We start from the raw sequence: 14,652 nt of genomic DNA, 5'->3' as shown, positions 1-14,652 counted from the left end.
GTGCTCACTGAGGCATTTTCTGGGACACTCGCGGCGATCCGGCCGCTCGACGACGAGGCGATCGCGGCGGCCAGGGCGCTGCAGGCCAGGCTGACCAAGCCGGCGGGCTCCCTGGGCGCGCTGGAGATGCTGGCGGTGCGCATGGCGGGCCTCGCCGGCGCCTGCCCGCCCCCCATCCCGCAGCCCGCCGCGCTGGCGATCTTCGCCGGCGACCACGGCGTGCACGCGCAGGGGGTGACGCCGTGGCCGCAGGAGGTCACCGCGCAGATGGTCGCCAACTTCCTGGCCGGCGGCGCCGTCGTCAACGCGTTCGCCCGGCAGTGCGGCGCGAGCGTGACCGTGGTCGACGTCGGCGTGAAGGCCACCCTCGACCCCGCCGACGGCCTGGAGCTGCGCAAGGTCCGCCCCGGCACCCGGGACCTGAGCGTCGAGCCGGCGATGACCCGCGAGGAGGCGCTCCAGGCGATCGAGGTCGGCATCGACGTCGCCCAGAAGCTCGTCGACGGTGGCGCGAAGATGCTGCTGACCGGCGACATGGGCATCGCCAACACCACCCCGTCGGCGGCGCTGATCGCGGCGTTCACGCACGCCGACCCCGCGTCGGTGACCGGGCTGGGCACCGGCATCGACAGCGAGACCCACGCCCGGAAGGTGGCGGTCGTCACGTCCGCGGTCGTCGGGCTGCACGCCGAGGACCCGGTCGACATCCTCGCCGCGGTCGGCGGCCTGGAGCACGCCGCCCTGGTCGGCTACATCCTGCGGGCCGCGGCGCTGCGCGTACCCGTGGTCATCGACGGGGTCATCGCCGCGTCGGCGGCCCTCGCCGCCGCCGCGCTCGCCCCGGCCAGCACCTCGGCGATGATCGCCGGGCACCGGTCGGCCGAGCCCGGCGCCGGCGTGGCGCTCGGCTATCTTGAGCTGGAACCGCTCGTCGATCTGGGCCTGCGCCTGGGCGAGGGCACCGGCGCCGTCCTGGCGCTGCCGATCGTGGCCAGTGCTGTCCGCGTGTTGCACGAGGTAGCCACTTTCGACTCAGCTGGAGTAGCCCACAAGTGAACCCATACCCCCTCGGTCTGGTGCTCGACGGTCTGCGTGTCCTGGTGGTCGGCGGCGGTGCCGTGGCCACCAGGCGCGTCCCCGCACTGCTCGACGCCGCCGCGGACGTCGTGCTGGTGTCACCCCGCATCACCCCTGCCCTGCGGGCCCACGTCGACGCGGGCCGGGTCACCTGGCGCGAGCGCCGCTTCGAGCCGGGCGACATCGAGGACGCGTGGCTGGTCCACGTGGCGGTCAGCGACCCCGCCGCGGCCGCCGAGATCAGCGAGCTGGCCGCCGCCCGGCGGGTCTTCTGCGTCCGCGCCGACGACCGGCACGCCGCCACCGCCTGGACCCCCGCGGTGACCCGGCAGGGGCCGGTGACCGTCGCCGTGCTCGGCGGCGGCGACCCGGCCCGCGCCGTCGCCGTCCGCGACGCGATCGGCGAGCACCTCGCCACCGGCTCCATCGTCGCGGCGACCCCGCCCGAGGTCGGTCCCGGCCGGGTCGCGCTGGTCGGCTCCGGCCCCGGCGACCCGGAGCTGCTCACGGTCCGGGGCCGCCGGCTCCTGGCGGCCGCCGACGTGGTCGTCATCGACCGGCTCGCCGCCGGCCTGCTGCTCGACGAGGTGCGCCACGACGTCGAGCTGTTCGACGCCTCGAAGATCCCCTACGGCCCGTCCGCCGCGCAGGAGGAGATCAACCGGGTGCTGGTCGACCGCGCCCGGCAGGGGAAGTTCGTCGTCCGGCTCAAGGGCGGCGACCCGTATGTCTTCGGACGCGGCGGTGAAGAGCTTCTGGCCTGTGTCGCGGCAGGTGTACCGGTGAGCGTCGTCCCCGGGATCAGCAGCTCCATCGCGGTGCCCGCCGCGGCCGGCATCCCGATCACCCACCGGGGGCTGGCGCACGAGTTCACCGTCGTCTCCGGCCACCTGGCGCCGTCGCACCCCGAGTCGCTGGTGGACTGGGCGGCCCTCGCGCGGCTGCGCGGCACGCTGAGCATCCTCATGGGCCTCAAGAACCTGCCGGCGATCGCCGCGGTCCTCCAGGAGCACGGCCGCGCGCCAGACACCCCCGTCGCGGTGATCCAGGAGGGCACCACCCGCGGCCAGAAGGTCGTGCGCGCGCAGCTCTCCACGGTCGCCGACGCGGTGAAGGAGGCGGCGCTGCGCCCGCCGGCCGTGATCGTCGTCGGCCCGGTCGTCGAAGCGCTGGAGACTCGCCGTGATCCGGAAGACTTGTCGTCGTCATAGCGACAAGAAGTCTTCCGGATCACGGCGGAAGGTGCCCTGGGGTCAGGAGCGGTCGAGCTCCAGGGCACAGCGGATCAGGCCCAGGTGCGAGTAGGCCTGCGGGTGGTTGCCCAGGGCCCGCTCGGTCAGCGGGTCGTACTCCTCCGGCAGCAGGCCCGTCGGGCCGGCACACTCGATGAACTGGGCGAAGAGCTCCTCCGCGTCCGCCCGGCGGCCGGTGCGCAGGTACGCCTCGATCATCCAGGTCGTGCACAGGTGGAAGCCGCCCTCGACGCCCGGCAGCCCGTCGTCCCAGCGGTACCGGTACACCGTGGGACCCTCCCGCAGGTCGGCCTCGACCGCCAGGACGGTGGCGAGGAACCGCGGGTCGTCGTCGGCGAGCAGCCCCGACAGGCCGATCCACAGCACCGACGCGTCCATCTCGTCGTAGCCGTACGCGACGGTGTAGGCGCCGAGCTTCTCGTCCCAGCCCTTGTCGAGCACGTTCTCGGCGATCGTGGAGCGCAGCGGCCCCCACGACTCCGGCACGGGACGGCCGGCCCGCTCGAAGAGCTGGATGCCGCGGTCCACGGTCATCCAGCACATGACCTTCGAGTAGACGTAGTGCCGGGGCCGCCGGCGCGCCTCCCAGATGCCGTGGTCGGGCTCGTGCCAGCGCCGCTCGACGGCCTCGACCATCTGCTCCATGAGGGCGAAGTCGCCGTCCTCCGGCGGGCGCAGCTCGGCGAGCGTGGTGACCAGGTCGGCGACCGGGCCGAACACGTCGAGCTGCACCTGGCCGTTGGCCGCGTTGCCGACCCGCACCGGGCGGGAGCCCGCGTACCCGGGCAGCGCCTCGATGACCGCCTCCGGCCCGAGCTCCGTGCCGTCGAGGTTGTACAGCGGGTGCAGCCGCTCCGGGTGGCCGTCGGTGTTGTCGGCGACCCGCAGCGTCCACTTCAGCAGCGACTCGGCCTCCTCGGTCGAGCCGAGGTCGACGAGCGCCTTGGCGGTCAGCGAGGCGTCGCGCAGCCAGCAGTACCGGTAGTCCCAGTTGCGCGACCCGCCGACCTCCTCCGGCAGCGACGACGTCGCCGCGGCCAGGATCGCGCCGGTCGGCTTGTGCCACAGCCCGCGCAGCGTCAGCGCGCTGCGCCGGACCAGGTCGCGGGCGACCGACGGCAGCTTCAGCCCGTCGGACCAGTCCCGCCACGCGGCCTCCGCGGCGATCTGGCGCTCCTCGAGCTGGACCCGCGGCGGCTCGATCGAGTCGGTGCCCAGCCGCAGCTCCAGCATGGCGCGGCCGCCGACGGCGCCGAGGTCGATCGTGGCCCGGGCCAGATCGCTGTGGCCGTCGGAGGTGATGTCCCACTCGATGCCGGGGGAGTAGAGCACCATCGGCTCGTTGGAGCCCAGCACCAGCAGGCCGTCGTCGCCGAGCGGCTGCAGGCGGATGTGCACCTGGCCGAAGTCCGGCCGCGGCACGAAGTCGATCCGGGCCCGGGAGTTGCCCGACAGCACCCGGATCAGCGAGTTGCCCGTGCGGTGGTGGTCGAGCCAGTCGGTGACGGTGAGGCCCGACCAGCGGGTCTCCACGGTCATCGTGCCGGGGCGGTACCGCTGACCCAGCGGGATCCCGCCCTTCTCCGGCTGGACCGTGAAGTGCCCCGCGGCGGTGTCGCCGAGCAGGTCGGCGAAGACCGCGCCGGAGTCCGGCTTCGGGTGGCACAGCCAGGTGACCCGGGCGGCGGGCGTGAGCAGCGCGACCGTGTGCGTGTTGGAGAGCATCGAGTGCCGCTCGATCGGCACCGCCTGCTCGCCGAAGAGCCAGCGCCGCCGGGTGTGCAGCAGCAGCTCCAGCACGGTCACGGCCGCCTCGGCGTCGGGGATGCTGAAGCGGGCCAGCGTGTCGGTGCCGCCGTCGCCGGAGCCGACCTTGATGCCCAGGTCGGGGCCGTGCAGGTGGGCGAACGCCTTCTCGTCGGTCGCGTCGTCGCCGAGGTAGACGATGGCGCTCGCCGACACCTGCATCCGCAGCGCGTCGACCGCGAGCCCCTTGTCGGTCGGCACCACCGACAGCTCGATGACCTCCTTGCCGGTGGTCACCTCGATGTCGGGCCACAGCGCCGCACCGCTGCGGACCGCGTCGAAGACCCGCCCGGCGACGTCGCGCGGCGCCGCGCGGGTGTGCACCGCGACGCTGGCCGGCTTGGCCTCCAGGCGCACGCCGGGCTGGTCGCGGCAGATCGCGGTGAGCGCCGCGTGCAGCTCCGCGCGTCGCTGCTGGCGCTCGGGCGGCAGCTCGTCGACATAGCCGACGTCGAACTCGGAGCCGTGGCTGCCGACCAGCCGCACCTCGGCCGGCAGGCGCGAGAGTGCGGCGAGGTCGCGCAGCGCGCGGCCCGAGATCACGCCGACGGTCGTCTGGGGCAACGAGGACAACGCGCGGACTGCCGCTACCGATTCAGGGCTGGGTGTCGCCTTCGTGGGGTCGGCGACGATCGGGGCGAGAGTGCCGTCGTAGTCACATGCCACCAGAAGGTTCGGCACGCGGGCGACGCGCAGCACCGCCGCGCGGAGGTCCGGGTCGAGCGAGAGGACGTTGCCTGTCGCCGAGTGTTGGTTCATGTCCGGCCTGTTCGTGGGAGCGATGGAGGTCGTTTGAGCAATTGACGTGCACACGGCGGTGCAAGGGCGGTCGTGTGATGGTCATGATGCTGCGCCGAGAGCGTCGAGAAACGCGTCCGCCCAAGCGCGGACATCGTGTGAGCGCAGGTGGGAATGCATAGCATGCATCCGTTTGCGCCCTTCGACCGGGTCGACGTGGATCGCACGCATGAGCGCGTCTTTCACCCCGTCGAGGTCGTGCGGATTGCACAGGAACGCCTGTCGCAGCTCGGCCGCCGCACCGGCGAACTCCGACAGCACGAGGGCGCCGCCACCGTCGGCGCGGGCGCCGACGTACTCCTTGGCCACGAGATTCATGCCGTCCCTCAGAGGAGTCACCATCATGACGTCGGCCGCGACGTACAGCGCGGCCAACTCAGCCCGACTGTACGACTGATGCAGGTAGTGCACGGCCGGTTGGCCAACTCGTCCGTACTCCCCATTGATCCGACCGACCTCACGTTCAACGTTCACCCGCAGCGTCTGGTAGTGCTCCACTCGCTCCCGGCTCGGCGTAGCCACTTGTACCATCACCGTGTCCGGCGCCGTGAGTCGCCCATCCGACAACAATTCGCGGAAGGCCTTCAGCCTCCTTTCTATCCCCTTGGTGTAGTCGAGGCGATCCACTCCCAGGATGATCGTCTTCGGCTCACCCAGCTCGGTCCTGATCGCCTTGGCTCTGGCCTGCACTTCGGGTGAGGCGGCGAGCCGCTCCATCTCCTCGACGTCGATCGAGATCGGGAAGGCCTCGGCCCGCACGGTGCGGCCCTCCCACTCCACGACGCCGCGCCGCACCCGGGTGCCCAGCAGATGTCGGGACAGTTGGACGAAGTTCTGTGCGCCGAGTGGCCGTTGGAAACCAACCAGATCGGCACCGAGCAAACCCTTGAGAAGTTCCGCCCGGCGCGGTAGTTGCATGAACAGTTCGACCGGGGGAAATGGGATGTGCAGAAAAAACCCGATCTTGAGATCGGGCCTGGTCTCGCGCAGCAGTGCCGGCACGAGTTGCAGCTGGTAGTCCTGGATCCATACGGTCGCACCGGGTGCCGCGTCGTCGGCGACGGCCTTCGTGAACCGTTCGTTGACCAGCCGGTACGACTCCCACCATCGTCGTTTGAAGATCGGTGTCTCGACCGCGTCGTGGTAGAGCGGCCACAGGCTGGAGTTGGAGAACCCCTCGTAGTACCGCTCGACCTCACCCGCGCTCAGTGCGACCGGGTGCAGCTGCACCCCGCCCGTCTCGAAGGTCTCCTCGGGCAGTTGCGCGTCCCCTGTGCCGCCCGACCAGCCCACCCATGTCCCGTTGCGCTGCTGCAGGACCGGCTCCAGTGCCGTGACCAGCCCTCCCGGGCTCCTGCGGAAGCTCACCTCGCCGTCCGGCCCGACGACCTTGTCGACCGGCAGCCGATTGGCGACCACCACGAATGCACTGTTTCCAGCCACGTGTCGTGTCCTCCCCCTGGGTGATCCACCCTCGTACTTTCAGCCTACTGATCCCCGAAGGTGCCCGGCAGCATGCAGCGTGCTGGCTCACAGGTGCGATCCTGCTGGGCATGTCCTCGCACGATGCCTACGCCGAGCCCGAACGGGGCCGGACGCTCACCGTCGTCCTGCTCGCGTTGCTGATCCTGACCGTCATCGGTGCATTGTTCGGATTCGTGCTGGGGCGTCAGGACATTGATGACCCTAAGTCAAATGCCGGCGACGGACAGTCTTCCCGGCCTGTCGATTCCGTCACCAGCCAGGCCGCCCCGAAGGGAACGCCGTGCCCTCCCTTCATGGAGGCCGGGGTGAAGGACCGCGACGCCAAGGCCGTCCTACCATTGACGCTGCAGCTCTACATCCGCACCGACAGGCACGAGGTCTGGATCTGCCTGGAGGCCGACGGCAACGGGCTGTGGTACCAGGGGCACGACAAGCGCAAGAGCTTCTCCGGCGTCGACGGGTCCGGCGAGACGCCGATCGAGGGCGACAACGGGCTGCTGGTGGCCAGCAGCAACGTCACCAACGCCGGCGTCGACAAGTACCTCGCGACCAACGAGGGCACCAGATACACGGTCTCCCGGGACAAGCTCGTGATCGAGGGCAAGCAGACCTCCTCCGAGGAAGTCCGGGAATCGCTGCCGAAGAAGTGACGCCCGATTTGGGGGCAGGCCGCAGGGCCTGGAAAGATTGACCCGACGCGAACACAGACTTACCGGAGGTAGGGGCGCACCGTGGCGCAGTACATCTACGTGCTCGAGAAGGCGCGCAAGGCGCACGGCGACAAGGTCGTGCTCGACAACGTCACGCTGTCGTTCCTGCCCGGCGCGAAGATCGGCGTTGTCGGCCCCAACGGCGCCGGCAAGTCGAGCCTGCTCAAGATCATGGCCGGGCTCGACAAGCCGAGCAACGGCGAGGCCCGGCTCATGCCCGGCTACACCGTCGGCATGCTCCTGCAGGAGCCGCCGCTGAACGAGAGCAAGACCGTCCTCGGCAACATCGAGGAGGCCGTCGCCGAGACCAAGGCGAAGCTCGCCCGGTTCAACGAGGTCGCCGAGCTCATGGCGACCGACTACACCGACGCGCTGATGGAGGAGATGGGCCGCCTGCAGGAGGAGCTCGACCACGCCGACGCGTGGGACATCGACTCCGCGCTCGCCCTCGCCATGGACGCGCTGCGCTGCCCGCCGCCGGACGCCGACGTCACCACGCTCTCCGGTGGTGAGCGCCGCCGCGTCGCGCTGTGCAAGCTGCTGCTCGAGGCGCCCGACCTGCTGCTGCTCGACGAGCCCACCAACCACCTCGACGCCGAGAGTGTCAACTGGCTGGAGCAGCACCTGCAGAAGTACGCGGGCGCCGTGCTCGCCGTCACCCACGACCGGTACTTCCTCGACCACGTCGCCGAGTGGATCGCCGAGGTCGACCGTGGCCAGGTCCACGGCTACCAGGGCAACTACTCCACCTACCTGGAGAAGAAGGCGCAGCGGCTCGCGGTCGCCGGCCGCAAGGACCAGAAGCTGCAGAAGCGCCTCTCCGAGGAGCTGGAGTGGGTCCGCTCCAACGCCAAGGCCCGCCAGACCAAGTCGAAGGCCCGCCTCGAGCGCTACGAGGAGATGGCCAACGAGGCGGAGAAGACCCGCAAGCTCGACTTCGAGGAGATCCAGATCCCGCCGGGCCCGCGCCTGGGGAACATGGTCATCGAGGCCAAGGAGCTGGTGAAGGGCTTCGACGAGCGCGGGGTGCTGATCGACGGGCTGTCGTTCTCGCTGCCGCGCAACGGGATCGTCGGCATCATCGGCCCCAACGGCGTGGGCAAGACCACCCTGTTCAAGACGATCGTCGGCCTCGAGCAGCCCGACGCCGGCCAGGTCCGGGTCGGTGAGACGGTCAAGCTGTCCTACGTCGACCAGAGCCGGTCCGGCCTCGACGGCGACAAGACGGTCTGGGAGGTCGTCTCCGACGGCCTCGACCACCTGATGGTCGGCAAGGTCGAGATGCCGTCCCGGGCGTATGTCGCTGCCTTCGGCTTCAAGGGCCCCGACCAGCAGAAGCCGACGAAGGTCCTGTCCGGCGGCGAGCGCAACCGGCTCAACCTGGCGCTGACGCTGAAGATCGGCGGCAACGTGCTGCTGCTCGACGAGCCGACCAACGACCTCGACGTCGAGACGCTGTCGTCGCTGGAGAACGCGTTGCTGGAGTTCCCCGGTTGCGCCGTGGTCATCTCCCACGACCGGATGTTCCTCGACCGGGTCGCGACCCACATCCTCGCCTGGGAGGGCGACGAGAAGGATCCGGCCAAGTGGTTCTGGTTCGAGGGCAACTTCGAGGCGTACGAGAAGAACAAGGTCGACCGGCTCGGCCAGGAGGCGGCGCGCCCGCACAGCGTCACCTACCGCAAGCTCACCCGCGACTGAGGTGGCCCGCTTCATCTATCACTGCGCCCTGCGCTGGTCCGACCTGGACGCGTACGGGCACGTAAACAACGCGCGCTTCCTCACTCTGTACGAGGAGGCGCGCGTGGCATTGATGTTCACGGCGGCGAAGGCGGCCGGGCTGCAGACGTTCGAGGACGGCATCGTCATCTCACGTCATGAGATCGACTACCTGCGGCCCATCGACTACGGCGATCCCGTGCGCATCGAGCTGTGGCTGGAGGAGATCAAGGCGAGTCGATTGACGGTCGCCTACGAGCTCTTCGACGGCGACGCGGTCGCGTCCCGCGCGCGGACCGTCTGCGTGCCCTTCGACCTGGCCGCCGGCCGGCCGCGCCGGGTCAAGGACATCGAGCGCGAGTTCCTGTCCCCGTGGCTCGGTTAGGCGGGATGCCCCGTCGGCCGGTTGGTCCGACGGTGCTCCGTGGCTTGGTTCGCGGGCGTTCGGCGGCTTCGCCGGCGGTCGCTCCGTGACGTGGTTGGACGGCCTCGGGGCCGCGGACGCCCGGGCGTTCCTGGCCCGGGCGGTCCGCCTCGACGCCGGCGCGGTGGTCCGGCTGCGGCCGGCCGGCGACGACCGCGTCACCCTCTGGTCGCGCCTTCCGTGGGGCGTCCTGGTGAGCCGCGGCGTCCCCGGGCATGTCGACGGCGATCACACCGTCCTGGCCCGCGAGCTGCTGGCGATGCTCGATGACCAGCTTCCCGCATTCCGGGACAGCGAGTGGCGGTGGTCCATCCCCGGCGACGCGGGGGTGGTCGTGGAGCGGATCCCCGGTGCCGACATCCGGCGGGTCGGGGCGGCCGCCGCGGACACGTTGCGGACCGCCGCCGCGGAGGGTGTCGGTGGCCGCGCGGTCGGCTCCCGGGTGCTCCGCGACGCGTTGCTCGACCACGTGCCGATCGTCGTGACGACCGGCGGCGGCGAGCGCGTCGAGATACCGCAAAGGCTCGTGCAGGCGGTCGTGCGAATGGGGTTCATGACGGGTGAACGTGCACCTGCACGAGACTTCGTCGATGTTCGGAAATCGGGTCCATGGACGGCTCTGGCCTGCGCATATGGCTCTGCCTGGCATCGTGCTGCCAAGACTCTTCTCATCGGATAGACGGTGGTAAGACCCTCACCCGAACGGGTGGGGCGAGGGTGAAATTGGGGGCTGCTGAAACTCGTCCGAACGGGTACCGTCCTCATTCGGGTCCACCGCCGAGCGAAATCACTCGGCGACGGACCGCAATTGCGGGTGGAGGCCACGGGGGAGCTAGGGAGCGCGGACGATGCCAAAGTGGCCATGGCGTGCCGAGCAGACGGACGGGTCGCAGACCGACACGACCGTCGCGCAGCTGGCACGGGAAGAGCCGACTCCGGTGACCGACGCGGTGTGCGACGGAGCGCCGGGCGCGGGTGCGGGCGTGATCGCACCGGTGACGTTGCTGCGGGTCGCTGAGGCCCTCGAGCAGCTGGAGATTCGATACCTGACAGATGGGGATGGCAGCCTTCTCGCGCTGTGGGAGCGCCACGCTGTGCTGTTCGCCCTCGAGGGGCCGTCGGACGAGATCCTCGTCGTGCGCGCCAGGCCGCATGCCACGGTGCCCCCGGACTGGGCCGACCGGTCCTACCGGGTGGTCAACGAGTGGAACCACACTCGCCGCTTCTACAAGGCCTACGTCGGCGACCCCACCGACCGCGGCCAGCTTCCGATCTACGCCGAGATGCAGGTGCCCCTGCTGTCCGGTGCCCACCCCGAGCTCATCGCCGAGCTCGTCGACTGCGCGGCCGTCGTCGCGATGGGGTTCGTCGACTGGCTGCACGACGAGGGTGCACTGCTCTGACGCTGCTGTGTGCCCCGCCTTTTCCGGACATTTCCGGTAACGGCGGGGCCGCGTACCGGCGCCGCTTCGACGTGATCCGTGGGCATGGGACGATAGGGGTCTGATCCCCGCCATCATGGAGAACGGACGCCTGTGCCACCGACGAACGACCCCGGCGTGAACCGTCCCGGTGCCACCGTGCCGGACCGGATCCGCAACTTCTGCATCATCGCGCACATCGACCATGGCAAGTCGACGCTGGCCGACAGGATGCTGCAGCTGACCGAGGTGGTCGACGCTCGGCAGATGCGGGCCCAGTACCTCGACCGCATGGACATCGAGCGTGAGCGCGGCATCACCATCAAGAGCCAGGCCGTCCGCATGCCGTGGCAGGTGCGCGAGGGCGACCTGGCCGGCGAGCAGTTCGTGCTCAACATGATCGACACCCCGGGCCACGTCGACTTCACCTATGAGGTCTCCCGCAGCCTGGCCGCCTGCGAGGGCGCGGTGCTGCTGGTCGACGCGGCGCAGGGCATCGAGGCGCAGACGCTCGCCAACCTGTACCTCGCGCTCGAGAACGACATGACGATCATCCCGGTGCTCAACAAGATCGACCTGCCGGCCGCGCAGCCCGAGAAGTACGCCGAGGAACTCGCCCACCTGATCGGCTGCGACCCCGACGACTGCCTGCGCGTGTCGGGCAAGACCGGTGCCGGCGTGGCGCACCTGCTCGACGAGATCGTGCGCCAGCTGCCCACCCCCGGCGTAGGCAGCGACAACGGCACGGCCCGCGCGATGATCTTCGACTCGGTGTACGACGTGTACCGCGGCGTCGTCACGTACGTCCGGGTCGTCGACGGCCGGCTCGGCGCCCGCGACCGGATCAAGATGATGTCGACCGGCGCGGTCCACGAGCTGCTGGAGATCGGCGTCATCTCGCCCGAGCCGATCAAGAGCGACGGCCTCGGCGCCGGCGAGGTGGGCTACCTCATCACCGGCGTGAAGGACGTGCGCCAGTCCCGGGTCGGTGACACGGTCACCATCAACGCCAAGCCGGCCACCGAGCCGCTCGGCGGCTACAAGGACCCGAAGCCGATGGTCTACTCGGGGCTCTACCCGATCGACGGCTCGGACTATCCGCTGCTGCGCGACGCGCTGGACAAGCTCAAGCTCAACGACGCCGCCCTGGTGTACGAGCCGGAGACCAGTGCCGCGCTCGGCTTCGGCTTCCGCTGCGGCTTCCTCGGCCTGCTGCACCTGGAGATCATCCAGGAGCGGCTGGAGCGCGAGTTCAACCTCGACCTGATCTCCACCGCGCCCAACGTGGTCTACCGGGTGATCATGGAGGACGGCAAGGAGCACGCCGTCACCAACCCGAGCGAGTTCCCCGACGGCAAGAGCAGCAACATCTTCGAGCCGACCGTCCGGGCCACCGTCCTGACCCCCAACGACTTCGTCGGCGCCGTCATGGAGCTGTGCCAGGGCCGCCGCGGCTCCCTGCAGGGCATGGACTACCTGTCGGCCGACCGCGTCGAACTGCGGTACACGCTGCCGCTGGGCGAGATCATCTACGACTTCTTCGATCAGCTGAAGAGCCGCACCAAGGGCTACGCCAGCCTCGACTACGAGCCCAGCGGCGAGCAGCAGGCCGACCTCGTGAAGGTCGACATCCTCCTGCACGGCGAGCCCGTGGACGCCTTCAGCTCGATCGTGCACAAGGACAAGGCGTACAACTACGGCGTCACCATCGCCTCCAAGCTGCAGAAGCTCATCCCGCGCCAGCAGTTCGAGGTGCCGATCCAGGCCGCGATCGGCAGCCGGATCATCGCCCGCGAGACGATCCGCGCCATCCGCAAGGACGTGCTCGCCAAGTGCTACGGCGGTGACATCAGCCGGAAGCGCAAGCTGCTGGAGAAGCAGAAGGAAGGCAAGAAGCGGATGAAGATGGTCGGCCGCGTGGAGGTGCCGCAGGAGGCGTTCATCGCCGCGCTGTCCACGTCCGACGCTCCCACCGCGGACAAGCCGAAGAAGTGAGGCACTGCCCCCGCTGCGGGGCGTCCACGGACGCCCCGCCGGTGAAGTGCGCCGCCTGCGGGTACGAGGTCTTCGTCAACCCCCGCCCGACCGGCACCGCCATCATCTTCGACGACGCCGGGCGCTTCGTCGTCATCCGCCGCGCCCGCCCGCCGCAGGCCGGCTGGTGGGACCTGCCCGGCGGCTTCTGCGACGGCTGGGAGCACCCCCGCGACGCGGCGGTCCGCGAGGCCCGCGAGGAGCTCGGCGTCGAGGTCCTGCTCGGCGCCTTCGTCGGCATGTGGATCGGCACCTACGAGTACCAGGACGAACAGCTGCCCGTCCTGGACTGCTTCTGGCTGGCGCGACTGGCCCCCGGCGCCACCATCACCCTCGACACGTCCGAAGGCACGGAGTACGCCTGGGTGCCTTTGTCCGATCCGCCCCCGCTCGCGTTCACCACCATGGAATCGGCGATTCGTGAGGTTCGTCGATCACCGGAGCGTTTGGTCACCTGAGGTCACGGGCAATAAGAGCGCAACCGCAACTGCAACCCCCTGGTTGAGGCTCTGAAGGAGGAACCGTGACTGTCACCGGAATCATCACGGCACTGATCGTCGGCCTGATCGTCGGCGCGCTCGGGCGGCTGGTCGTCCCCGGCCGCCAGAACATCCCGATCTGGCTGACCATGGTGATCGGCGTGGTCGCCGCCCTGCTCGGCACCGTCATCGCGAATGCCATCGGCATCTCCACCGACACCCCCGGTGTCGACTGGGGCGAGCTGCTGATCCAGGTGCTGGTCGCCGCCGTCGGCGTGGCCCTGGTGGTCGGCGTGGCCGGTCGCGGACGCCGCAGCACCCTGTAACAGTTTCCAACGCGTCAGGCCCCCAGCCTCCCCGGACTGGGGGCCTTCGCGTGTCGTGCCCGACTTCCTTCGCGTGCCGTGCCTGACATGCGGAGCGGCCGTGCGCCTCGGGGGTACGAGGGCACGGCCGCTTCGGTGGCGAAAGGGGGGTAAGCCCTAGCGGAGCCAGGGGATGGAGCGGTCGAGGAGGCCGCGGGTCTTGAGCTCCTTGCGGAGGGGGATCTCCTCGTCGATGTAGCCATTCCAGTTGATGCCCCAGTAGTTGGCCGTGTGCGTGGCCTCACCCAGGAGCTGGCGCTGGACGGGGGTGCGGTTGGCCCACCACTCGCCGTCGTAGTCGATCGGCATGTCGTCGAGGTTGCGGATCCACCGGTACGTGTAGCCGATGAACAGCATCTTGCGGGTGACGTCGGAGTAGTTGGGCGACCGGGAGTGCCAGAGGCGCCGGTCGAAGATGAAGCAGTCGCCCGGGTTCGCCGTGATCTCCACGGTGCCCTCGGGGTCGGGGTTCTCGACCGTGGTGTCCGCGGGGCGGGGCAGCGAGTTCCACAGGTGGCTGCCCGGGATGACCTTGGTGGCGCCGCGGCCCGTCTCCGAGAGGTCGGAGATGACATAGGCGATCTTCAGCGAGAACATGGGCCGCGGCAGGTTCGGGTCCATGGTCTCCGGGTCGGAGTTCTGCCGGTACCCGTCCTGGTGCCAGCCCCACGACGGAGCCTCCGTCATCGCCGCCGGCGGCGTGATGTCGAGGTGGTTGTGGTGCGTGTAGATGTTCCAGCCGGCCAGGCCCCACATGTACGGGAAGAGGGTCGGCTGGGTCAGCAGGTGCCCGAAGAGCTCGTCACGGTTCAGGAAGCCCAGCAGGTGCAGCGTGCCGTCCTTCTTCATGCTGCTGGAGCCGGCCGCCTTCTCCTCGGCGTAGACCCGGTCCATGGCGGCTTCGAGCTGCGCGCGGTGGTCTTCCTTCAACACGTTGCGGACCAGCAGGAAGCCCTGGTCCAGGAATTCCTTGCGGTCGGCCTCGCTGATCGGCTCATAGCCGGTCAGACCGCCGTAGTCGGGTGCAGCGGACGTCATGTCCTCCCCTTACTTTCGTCAACCAGGGAACGACCGATGGTAA

The 14,652-nt window shown here is 69.8% G+C and carries 13 protein-coding genes; 10 read left to right on the top strand and 3 right to left on the bottom strand.

What is annotated here, in order from left to right; translation table 11 throughout:
• Together cobT and cobA are read left to right on the top strand one after the other, a co-directional pair.
• Entirely contained in the window at positions 1 to 1,056 is a 1,056-nt protein-coding gene (gene cobT, locus ACFY3L_RS35960; protein WP_389334599.1) for a nicotinate-nucleotide--dimethylbenzimidazole phosphoribosyltransferase, read from the top strand.
• Positions 1,053 to 2,288 carry a uroporphyrinogen-III C-methyltransferase gene (gene cobA, locus ACFY3L_RS35955; RefSeq protein ID WP_389334596.1) on the top strand — a complete coding sequence of 412 codons (1,236 nt, stop codon included), beginning with the start codon at positions 1,053 to 1,055 and terminating at the stop codon, positions 2,286 to 2,288. The genes cobT and cobA overlap by 4 nt, the downstream gene beginning before the upstream one ends.
• 42 nt (positions 2,289 to 2,330) lie before the next feature.
• On the opposite strand, the gene otsB is transcribed toward cobA, so the two are convergent.
• Positions 2,331 to 4,895: a trehalose-phosphatase gene (gene otsB, locus ACFY3L_RS35950; RefSeq protein ID WP_389334593.1), complete on the bottom strand. Its 2,565-nt coding sequence runs from the start codon at positions 4,893 to 4,895 to the stop codon at positions 2,331 to 2,333.
• A gap of 81 nt (positions 4,896 to 4,976) precedes the next feature.
• On the bottom strand, positions 4,977 to 6,377 hold the full coding sequence (locus ACFY3L_RS35945; RefSeq protein WP_389334590.1) for a trehalose-6-phosphate synthase: 1,401 nt from the start codon (positions 6,375 to 6,377) through the stop codon (positions 4,977 to 4,979).
• 20 nt (positions 6,378 to 6,397) lie between these two features.
• Here ACFY3L_RS35945 and ACFY3L_RS35940 point away from each other — a divergent pair, with 20 nt between their 5' ends.
• The 8 genes from ACFY3L_RS35940 to ACFY3L_RS35905 all read left to right on the top strand — a co-directional run bounded on the left by ACFY3L_RS35940 (position 6,398) and on the right by ACFY3L_RS35905 (position 13,532).
• Positions 6,398 to 7,069, top strand: coding sequence for a hypothetical protein (locus ACFY3L_RS35940; RefSeq protein ID WP_389334587.1), 672 nt, complete (start codon positions 6,398 to 6,400; stop codon positions 7,067 to 7,069).
• An 81-nt stretch (positions 7,070 to 7,150) separates the two neighbouring features.
• Entirely contained in the window at positions 7,151 to 8,830 is a 1,680-nt protein-coding gene (gene ettA / locus ACFY3L_RS35935; protein ID WP_389334584.1) for an energy-dependent translational throttle protein EttA, read from the top strand.
• Position 8,831: 1 nt separating this feature from the next.
• Complete coding sequence (locus ACFY3L_RS35930; protein WP_389334582.1) at positions 8,832 to 9,233, top strand: acyl-CoA thioesterase; 402 nt, start codon at positions 8,832 to 8,834, stop codon at positions 9,231 to 9,233.
• An 85-nt stretch (positions 9,234 to 9,318) separates the two neighbouring features.
• Entirely contained in the window at positions 9,319 to 9,951 is a 633-nt protein-coding gene (locus ACFY3L_RS35925; RefSeq protein WP_389334579.1) for a hypothetical protein, read from the top strand.
• 169 nt (positions 9,952 to 10,120) lie between these two features.
• Complete coding sequence (locus ACFY3L_RS35920) at positions 10,121 to 10,675, top strand: YbjN domain-containing protein (RefSeq protein WP_389334576.1); 555 nt, start codon at positions 10,121 to 10,123, stop codon at positions 10,673 to 10,675.
• A gap of 132 nt (positions 10,676 to 10,807) precedes the next feature.
• A complete protein-coding gene (gene lepA / locus ACFY3L_RS35915; RefSeq protein ID WP_389334573.1) occupies positions 10,808 to 12,688 on the top strand; it encodes a translation elongation factor 4 in 1,881 nt (626 codons plus the stop codon).
• A 41-nt stretch (positions 12,689 to 12,729) separates the two neighbouring features.
• Positions 12,730 to 13,185, top strand: coding sequence for an NUDIX hydrolase (locus tag ACFY3L_RS35910; protein ID WP_389334570.1), 456 nt, complete (start codon positions 12,730 to 12,732; stop codon positions 13,183 to 13,185).
• A gap of 65 nt (positions 13,186 to 13,250) precedes the next feature.
• Positions 13,251 to 13,532 (top strand): GlsB/YeaQ/YmgE family stress response membrane protein, encoded by a 282-nt coding sequence (locus ACFY3L_RS35905; RefSeq protein ID WP_344511989.1) that lies wholly within the window; start codon positions 13,251 to 13,253, stop codon positions 13,530 to 13,532.
• Positions 13,533 to 13,688: 156 nt separating this feature from the next.
• On the opposite strand, the gene ACFY3L_RS35900 is transcribed toward ACFY3L_RS35905, so the two are convergent.
• The gene (locus tag ACFY3L_RS35900; RefSeq protein WP_389334567.1) at positions 13,689 to 14,609 is read right to left on the bottom strand and encodes a phytanoyl-CoA dioxygenase family protein; all 921 of its coding nucleotides are present in this window, start codon (positions 14,607 to 14,609) and stop codon (positions 13,689 to 13,691) included.
• Positions 14,610 to 14,652: the final 43 nt, after the last annotated feature.

Origin of the sequence: Dactylosporangium sp. NPDC000521, assembly GCF_042898305.1 — a bacterium.
Lineage (GTDB): Bacteria > Actinomycetota > Actinomycetes > Mycobacteriales > Micromonosporaceae > Dactylosporangium.
The sequence above is the reverse complement of the archived record's forward strand: the minus strand, read 5'-3'. Positions and strand labels throughout refer to the sequence as shown.

Bases quoted from the DNA above. Each gene is read 5' to 3' on its own strand.
- otsB (WP_389334593.1), bottom strand. From the start codon at position 4,895: ATGAACCAACACTCGGCGACAGGCAACGTCCTCTCGCTCGACCCGGAC.
- ACFY3L_RS35920 (WP_389334576.1), top strand. From the start codon at position 10,121: ATGCCAAAGTGGCCATGGCGTGCCGAGCAGACGGACGGGTCGCAGACC.
- ACFY3L_RS35900 (WP_389334567.1), bottom strand. From the start codon at position 14,609: ATGACGTCCGCTGCACCCGACTACGGCGGTCTGACCGGCTATGAGCCG.